This is a genomic window from Allopontixanthobacter sp. (assembly GCF_034376665.1).
GTDB lineage: Bacteria > Pseudomonadota > Alphaproteobacteria > Sphingomonadales > Sphingomonadaceae > Allopontixanthobacter.
The window spans coordinates 1-6,864 of record NZ_JAXMJI010000071.1; the positions used below are offsets into that span (position 1 = coordinate 1).

A 6,864-nucleotide genomic window follows, 5' to 3' on the forward strand; every position below is an offset into this window, starting at 1 on the left:
GCCAGATGGTGCAGGATCGCGGATGCCGGAGTGATCGGGTAACCGCCAAAGAACAGCGGCAATTCAGCCAGCTGTGCGCCCGCCACCAGCCCGAGCGAGATTGCCTCCGCACCGGTGATCGTGCGGTAAAGCCCCGGCGCACTTTCCACGGGCGGGATATGCAATTGTTTCAGCGGGCCGGACAATTCCGCCGTTTCGCCGTAAGCATGGCCTGCGTTCAGCGCCGCGACATTGGCCGCCGCGATGTCAGGCTTCGATTTGAACTTGGCATTCAGCCAGTCGATCAGCGGCTGCCGGTCGCGGTCGAACATCCACAGCGCGAGGCCCAGCGTCCACATATTCTTGGACCGCAGCGCATCCTTGTTACCCAGCCCGAACGGCTTGACCGCTTCGATGGTCAGGGCGGAAATGTCGAACGCCAGCACGTCCCATTTCGCGAGGCTGCCATCCTCCAGCGGGCTGACGTCATATTTCGCCTTGTCGAGATTGCGTTTGGTAAACTCGCCGGTGTCGATGATCACCAGCCCGCCGGGTTTGAGCGAGGGCAAATTCACTTTGAGCGCGGCGGGGTTCATCGCCACCAGCACGTCAGGCGCATCGCCGGCGGTGTTGATTTCGCGGCTACCGAAATTGATCTGGAACGCACTGACCCCGAACAACGTCCCCTGCGGTGCGCGGATTTCCGCCGGAAAGTCGGGGAATGTCGCCAGATCGTTGCCCGCCAGCGCGGTGCTGAGGGTGAACTGCCCGCCAGTCAGCTGCATCCCGTCACCGCTGTCACCGGCGAAGCGGACGACAACGGCATCGGGCGCCGCGGGGGCGGCGTTATTCGGGGTTTCGGCGGCTAAGGTAGCCATGGTAATTCCTTATCGTGCGCCGCGCAGGGCGCTTTGTATATCATGGTTGGCACCTATGCCGCTAGGTCGCCACCCGCAATGAAGTTTTTCTCCCACATGGACAAAAAACGCGCAGGAAAAGATCGCCATCCGCGCTAGGGCGATCCGCTGAATAAACCACGGAGAGCGCCGAAATGGCCGATAATGAAAACTACATCCGTCCCGACGTGCAGGCATTTGTAGGCGCGCTCGCCGCGATGGGGGCCAAGCCGGTTAGCGAACTGTCGCTGGAAGAAGCGCGCGGCGGATATCTGGCGCTTCACGCGATGGGTGACCGGCCGGCGCGCGACCTCGCGGTGATCCGAAACCTGACCTGTCCCGGCCCCGATGGCGATATTCCGCTGCGACTGTACGATGCGCGCGAAACGCGCGGTGCAGGGCCAGTGATCGTGTTCTATCACGGCGGCGGCTATGTGATCGGTGATCTCGACAGCCATCACAATCTGTGCACCGAGATCGCCATGCAGATGGACCTTCCAGTGGTGGCGGTGGATTACCGGCGCGCGCCGGAACACCCTTTCCCCGCCGCGATCGATGATTGCGAAGTCGCGGCGCGGTGGGTTGCATCCTCTCCGGCTGCACTGGCGCGGCCCGCCACCGGACTGGTGCTGATGGGGGACAGTGCCGGGGGCAACGCGAGTATCGTCACCGCGCAGGCGCTGGCCGAAAATCCCGCTGAGGCCCCGGTGGTGCTGCAGGTGCCGCTGTTTCCGCTGGCAACCGACATTGCCGATTGCCCCAGCATCGAGACCTTTGCCGAGGGCTTCATCCTGACCAAGGCAGCGGTCGAATTCTTCGATGTTGCCTATGGTGCGGATCGGCGCGACCCGCGCGCCACGCCGATATTGGGTAATCTCGCCGCCACGCCGCCGACGGTCCTGGTTACCGCCAGCCTTGACCCGATCCGCGATTCCGGACGGGCCTATGGCGGCGCTTTGGCAACAGCTGGTGTGGAAATGATCTTTCTGGAAATGAAGGGTTTAACCCATAGCTTCACCAATTTAAGACAGGCCATTCCCAGCGCGCAGACCGATCTGGAACGAGTCTTCGCGGCTATGAAACTGATGTTGAAGATGAATTCCGGCGGAGCGATTTGAGTGGATACGGATATTGATCAACCGACTGCATACCGTCCCTGTGTCGGGGTCATGCTGGTCAACGCGGACGGAAAGGTGTTCGTGGGTCGGCGGATCGACACCAAGGAAGGCGACTGGTGGCAGATGCCGCAGGGCGGTGTCGACAAGGGCGAAGACCTCGAGCCGGCGCTGTGGCGCGAATTGCACGAGGAAACCGGCGTGACGCAGGAATGCGCCACCCTGATCAAGCGGATGGCGGACGATATCGCCTATGACCTGCCAGAGGACCTGATGGGCAAGCTGTGGGGCGGCCAGTACCGGGGGCAGGTGCAGAGCTGGTTCCTGGTGCGCTTTACCGGCAGCGATGCGGACATCGACCTCGAGGCGCACGATCCGCCGGAATTCTGCGACTGGAAATGGGTCGATCCGGAGGATCTGCCGGGCCTAATCATCCCGTTCAAGAAGCGCGTCTACCGCACTGTTCTGGAAGCGTTCCGGGAGCTGATCTGACCCCTTAGTTCTGGGTAACCTGAGCGTCCGGCATGACCGCTTCGGCCGTCAGCACGCGGGGCTCCGGTCCGCGCTGGATCGCCATCGCCAGATTCTGGGTCGAAGGGCAGCCGGAACCGCACAGCGACTCCAGCTTCGCCAGATTGAGCCGTGCCTTTTCGACCGCGCCCTTTTCGACCAGCGCCGCGCCCTCGCCCGAAATTGCCTCGAAATTGCCCGGTTCGCGCTTCAGCGCCTCGCGGTAATAGCGGATTGCCTTGCCCTGCAGCCCTTCGGTGCGGGCGGCTTCGGCCATTTCCAGATAGACATCGGTATAGGCGGGATCCACCGCCAGCGCGGCTTCGAATGCATCGAGCGCCTTCTGCGGTTCGCCCGCGGTCAGGGCTGAACGGCCCTCAGCGACCAGCATCACCGCGCGGGGATCAGGTTCCGGTCCGGCACTGAAACCCACACTCGCGGTCACTGCGGCAAGCAGGGACAGGGCGGCGGCGGCGGGGGCAAAACGCATGATCAGCTCCGTTGGTGAGGCTCTATGGCCTGATCGGGAATGACGATAAGAATCGGCCATGGGCAGTCACGCTAACACGGCGAAGATAGACTCGCGATGAAAAATCCGTCCGTGCCGTCATGAAACGGGGTCAGGCGCGTTCCCTGGCTGCGGATGCGACCCAGCGGCAGGTCCAGTTCGTCAGCGGTCCAGCCGGGATGCGTGGCCATGAAGGATTGCACCCTTCCGCGGCCCTCCTCGTCCAGCAGCGAACAGGTGACATAGACGATCCGCCCGCCCGGTTTGACCAGCTTCGCCGCCAGTTCGAGCAGATAGGACTGGATATTGGCATAGCGTGCGAGCTGCCGGTCATCCAGCCGCCAGCGCGCTTCGGGATTGCGGCGCCAAGTGCCGGTGCCGGAACAGGGCGCATCGACCAGCACCGCATCCACGCCGCCATCCGGCGCCATTACCGGCCATGAGCGGATCATCTCCAGTTCCTTGCCGGGATTTATCAGCAGGCTTTCGATCATCCCGGCCCCGGCCCCTTCCGCGCGGGGGCGCAGGCGCGACAGACGCCCGCGGTCGGTGTCGGTGGCGAGCAATTTGCCCTCATTCTGCATCGCCGCCGCCAGCGCCAGCGTCTTGCCGCCGGCCCCGGCGCAGAGGTCGATCACGCTCTCGCCCGGCTTCGCATTCAGGGCATGGCACGCCCATTGGCTGCCGTGATCCTGAATTTCGACGAGACCGGTCCGGTAGGCATCCCATTGTTCCACCGGCGTGCCCGCTTCGAAGCGCAGGCCCTGCGGCGCGGCGAGATGCTCGCCTTCCAGCGGCAGCTCCAGCTTGGCCCGGTCGGCCTTCAGCGTATTGACCCGCAAATCCAGCGGCGCACGGCCAAGCAGCGCCTCGGCTTCCTCTCCCCAGATGTCCGATTTGCCCAGCCGCTCGGTCAGCCATTCGGGCGCAAACCCGTCTTTTGCTGCCGCTTCGCCCGGCTCGACCGGTGCAGGGCCGTGGCCCGCCCCGTCGAACAGCGACAGGATCGCGGGATCGATCTGCGCCAGACGCAGCATCGCCGCGCGGCCATTTTGCGGCACCGGCCCGCAGGCGCGGATGGCGGAATAGACCAACTCGCGCACGGCGCGCCGATCCTTGCTGCCGGCATAGCGGCGGGCGCGGAAATAATCGGCGATCAGCCGGTCTGCGGGCGCGCCATTGCTGCGGGCGGCCTCGATAATCGCATCGAGAAGTTCGATCGCGGCCTGAACTCTCGCGCCCGGAACCATCTAGCGGGTCGGATAATTCGGCGCTTCGCGGGTGATCGCAACGTCATGGACGTGGCTTTCCTGCAAACCGGCGTTGGTGATCCGGACGAACCGGGCGTTTTCCCGCAATTGCTCGAGAGTGGCGGACCCGGTGTAGCCCATCGCCGCCTTTACCCCGCCGACCAGCTGGTGAACGATGTCCTTCGCCGGGCCCTTGTAGGGCACCTGCCCCTCGATACCCTCGGGCACCAGCTTCATCGAATCCTTGATGTCCTGCTGGAAATAGCGGTCCGCGCTGCCCCGCGCCATCGCGCCGACGCTGCCCATCCCGCGGTAGCTCTTGTAGCTGCGGCCCTTGTAGAGGAACGTCTCGCCCGGCGCTTCTTCCGTCCCGGCAAGCAGCGATCCGAGCATCACCGTGGACGCGCCCGCCGCCAGCGCCTTGGCCGCATCGCCCGAAGTGCGCAGCCCGCCATCGGCGATGATCGGAACGCCGGACTTTGCCGCTTCTGCGGCGCATTCCAGAACGGCGGTCAATTGCGGTACGCCCACACCGGCGACAATCCTTGTGGTGCAGATCGAGCCCGGCCCGATCCCCACCTTGACCGCGTCCGCGCCCGCATCGATCAGCGCGCGCGTCGCCTCTGCGGTGGCGACGTTGCCGGCCACGATCTGGACCGAATTGCTGAGCTTCTTGGCCCGCTCCACCGCGCGCGCCACGTCCTTGTTGTGACCATGCGCGGTGTCGATGATGACCACATCCACTTCCGCGTCGATCAGCGCCTGGGTACGCTCGAACCCCTTGTCGCCCACCGTAGTCGCCGCGGCCACGCGCAGGCGGCCGGTGCCGTCCTTGGTGGCGGAGGGATAATTGACCGCCTTTTCGATGTCCTTGACCGTGATCAGGCCGATGCAGTGGAATTTCTCGTCCACCACGATCAGCTTTTCGATCCGGCGCTGATGCAGCAGGCGGCGCGCTTCTTCCTGTCCGACACCCAGGCCGACGGTGGCGAGATTTTCGGTGGTCATCAATTCGCGCACCGGCTGCAGTGGATTTTCCGCGAAGCGCACGTCGCGGTTGGTCAGGATACCGCACAGCTTCCCGTCGCGGTCGGCCACCGGAATGCCGCTGATGCGGTGCTGGATCATCAGTTCCTGCGCGTCCCCCAGCGTGGCATCGGGGGCGATGGTGATCGGATTGACCACCATCCCGCTTTCGAACCGTTTGACCGCGCGAACGGCGGCAACCTGTTCGGCAATATCGAGATTGCGGTGGAGCACGCCGAGGCCGCCGAGCTGCGCCATCACGATTGCCATGTCCGCTTCGGTGACAGTGTCCATCGCAGCGGAAATGACCGGGATGTTGAGGCGTATCTCGCGGGTCAGCCAGGTGCTGGTGTCGGCCATGCTGGGCACGATGTCGCTTTCAGCCGGACGCAGCAGAACGTCGTCATAGGTAAGGCCGAGAGGGATTTCCATGTGTGCCACTTTCGCTTGGAACGGGGGTGCCGGTGGCGGCGCCGGGGGTAATCTGTGGCGGCCCATGTAACCGCAGTGCGTGACATTCGCTAGGGGGCTGTGCCGCAATGCAGCGAATTATCCGCCGTTGGTACCTGCGAACCCTTCGCCCGCCGGTCAATTGCCGGTCGGTGCGGGCGGCGGATAGGTGCCGCTATCCGCAAAAAAGCGCACCAGATCGAGATGCAGCAACAGATCCTGCGCCGCTCCGCCCAATTCGATCCCCTCGAAGCGGTCGGACGGCAAGTGATAGCGGTCCGTAGTGTATGGTTCGAGCAGGGCGCGGTCGGCAAAGGCGCTGGACACCATCAACGTCGGCACATCGCGCTGCAGCAGGACCCAGCCATCCTGCCGGCGCAGATAGCTCGCTGCCAGACCCTCATCGCCCGGTTTGCGGCCTTGGGCGGCAATGATGCGCCGGGTCGGCTCGTCCAGCGGCGTCAGACCGGCGCCGACAATCACCACCGGCGCGCCGCGCGGAGCGATGGCGATGGAATCGATATTGAACGCCGCCACGAAAGTCGGCAGCGGAATCGGGGGATTGTCGGCAAAGGCACGCGCGCCGAGCAGCCCCCATTCCTCCGCCGTGGTGGCGAGGAAATACACGTCGCGCTCCAACCTTGGCCCGGCGGCCAGGCGGCGGGCAATTTCGGTCAACACAGCCAGCCCGCTGGCGTTATCGACCGCACCGTTGCAAATCAGGTCCTGCGCGGGCGGCGCTCCACAGATGCCGAAATGATCCCAATGCGCCGCCAGCAGCACCGCGCCAAGTTCCGGTCGGGTGCCGGGCAAGCGGGCAATCAGATTATGCGTCTGGACTTCCTTAAGGGTCGCAGTCGCTTCGATTGAGACGCTCAGAGGCAACGGAACCGGCTTGAAATCCGGCAGTTCGGCACTTTCCAGCAGCCGGTCCATCCGGCCTGCGCCAAGCAGCGCCTGCGCGGCACCAGGCGTCATATAGCCGTCCAGCCGGCTGCCGTCGCCATCCTCCGCCAGCCGGTGTGACCCCGCCTGCCGCTGAGCGGCAATTGCGGATAGCGCGCTGTCGCTCGCCAGGATCGCCAGCACTGCACTCGCACCGCGGTCCAGCAGGGCATCGCGCTGTTCGG

At 64.7% G+C, this 6,864-nt stretch carries 7 protein-coding genes; 2 read left to right on the forward strand and 5 right to left on the reverse strand.

The genetic code is table 11. The features are described from left to right. Positions 1-857: 2-oxoacid:acceptor oxidoreductase family protein (locus U0988_RS07815; RefSeq protein WP_322292067.1), on the reverse strand; the 857-nt coding region annotated here is incomplete at its 3' end. A 173-nt stretch (positions 858-1,030) separates the two neighbouring features. Between U0988_RS07815 and U0988_RS07820 the strand changes: the two genes are divergently transcribed. Together U0988_RS07820 and U0988_RS07825 are read left to right on the forward strand one after the other, a co-directional pair. Next, on the forward strand, positions 1,031-1,993 hold the full coding sequence (locus U0988_RS07820; RefSeq protein ID WP_322292068.1) for an alpha/beta hydrolase: 963 nt from the start codon (positions 1,031-1,033) through the stop codon (positions 1,991-1,993). A 51-nt stretch (positions 1,994-2,044) separates the two neighbouring features. Then, positions 2,045-2,482, forward strand: coding sequence for an RNA pyrophosphohydrolase (locus U0988_RS07825; RefSeq protein ID WP_322292073.1), 438 nt, complete (start codon positions 2,045-2,047; stop codon positions 2,480-2,482). Between the two features lie 4 nt (positions 2,483-2,486). On the opposite strand, the gene U0988_RS07830 is transcribed toward U0988_RS07825, so the two are convergent. The 4 genes from U0988_RS07830 to U0988_RS07845 form a co-directional block, all read right to left on the reverse strand. Beyond that, positions 2,487-2,990: a tetratricopeptide repeat protein gene (locus tag U0988_RS07830; RefSeq protein WP_322292069.1), complete on the reverse strand. Its 504-nt coding sequence runs from the start codon at positions 2,988-2,990 to the stop codon at positions 2,487-2,489. Between the two features lie 71 nt (positions 2,991-3,061). Continuing rightward, positions 3,062-4,258, reverse strand: coding sequence for an RsmB/NOP family class I SAM-dependent RNA methyltransferase (locus tag U0988_RS07835; protein WP_322292070.1), 1,197 nt, complete (start codon positions 4,256-4,258; stop codon positions 3,062-3,064). Then, positions 4,259-5,716 carry an IMP dehydrogenase gene (gene guaB, locus U0988_RS07840; protein WP_322292071.1) on the reverse strand — a complete coding sequence of 486 codons (1,458 nt, stop codon included), beginning with the start codon at positions 5,714-5,716 and terminating at the stop codon, positions 4,259-4,261. It abuts the gene before it with no gap. A gap of 156 nt (positions 5,717-5,872) precedes the next feature. Further along, positions 5,873-6,864 (reverse strand): M28 family peptidase (locus U0988_RS07845; protein WP_322292072.1); only part of this gene is annotated, 992 nt, incomplete at its 5' end.

Coding starts and splice junctions, on each gene's coding strand:
- U0988_RS07830 (WP_322292069.1), bottom strand. CDS start 2,990: ATGCGTTTTGCCCCCGCCGCCGCCGCCCTGTCCCTGCTTGCCGCAGTG.
- U0988_RS07825 (WP_322292073.1), top strand. CDS start 2,045: ATGCTGGTCAACGCGGACGGAAAGGTGTTCGTGGGTCGGCGGATCGAC.
- U0988_RS07835 (WP_322292070.1), bottom strand. CDS start 4,258: ATGGTTCCGGGCGCGAGAGTTCAGGCCGCGATCGAACTTCTCGATGCG.
- U0988_RS07820 (WP_322292068.1), top strand. CDS start 1,031: ATGGCCGATAATGAAAACTACATCCGTCCCGACGTGCAGGCATTTGTA.
- guaB (WP_322292071.1), bottom strand. CDS start 5,716: ATGGAAATCCCTCTCGGCCTTACCTATGACGACGTTCTGCTGCGTCCG.